This is a genomic window from Methylobacterium sp. ME121 (genome assembly GCF_000974725.1).
GTDB lineage: Bacteria > Pseudomonadota > Alphaproteobacteria > Rhizobiales > Beijerinckiaceae > Methylobacterium > Methylobacterium radiotolerans.
Genome location: NZ_BBUX01000196.1, coordinates 1 through 503, shown reverse-complemented (window position 1 = coordinate 503; position 503 = coordinate 1). Strand labels below are relative to the sequence as shown.

Below are 503 nucleotides of genomic sequence, written 5' to 3'. Positions count from 1 at the left end.
GCAGATCCGTTTCCGGACCCACCACCGTATGCTTGCCGAACATGACCGTCAGGGTTGGCAGATCTCTCTGCCCCAACGGCCACATTCCCTCTTCACGATGTCACTGATGTCTTCGCCAAACAGCCGACCCTGCGGGACCGATCGGTCCTCACAGCATCCAGGCTGCGGCAAACGCATGTTCCAGATAGCGGGCTCAACATCCACTCCCTCAGGCGGCTGCCGTTTCCACGGCGCCAAGTCCCAAAGAAGTGGTGGAGCCAGACGGGATCGAACCGACGACCTCATGCTTGCAAAGCACGCGCTCTCCCAGCTGAGCTATGGCCCCAAAGGGTCAAGCCGGCGGGCAGAACGTCCCGTGTCGTGGTGGGCCTGGGACGACTCGAACGTCCGACCTCACCCTTATCAGGGGTGCGCTCTAACCACCTGAGCTACAGGCCCAGTACGATCGAGCGGTTTGCACCGCGATCGCGCTATCTGGTGAGGAAGAGAAACGAGGGCGGCAT

Annotated in this window: 2 tRNA genes; both read right to left on the bottom strand. The window is 61.4% G+C overall.

The features are described 5' to 3' along the window. Positions 1-249: 249 nt before the first annotated feature. A tRNA-Ala gene (locus ME121_RS32920) sits at positions 250-325 on the bottom strand. A gap of 36 nt (positions 326-361) precedes the next feature. Then, positions 362-438, bottom strand: a tRNA-Ile gene (locus ME121_RS32915). Between the last annotated feature and the right edge of the window lie 65 nt (positions 439-503).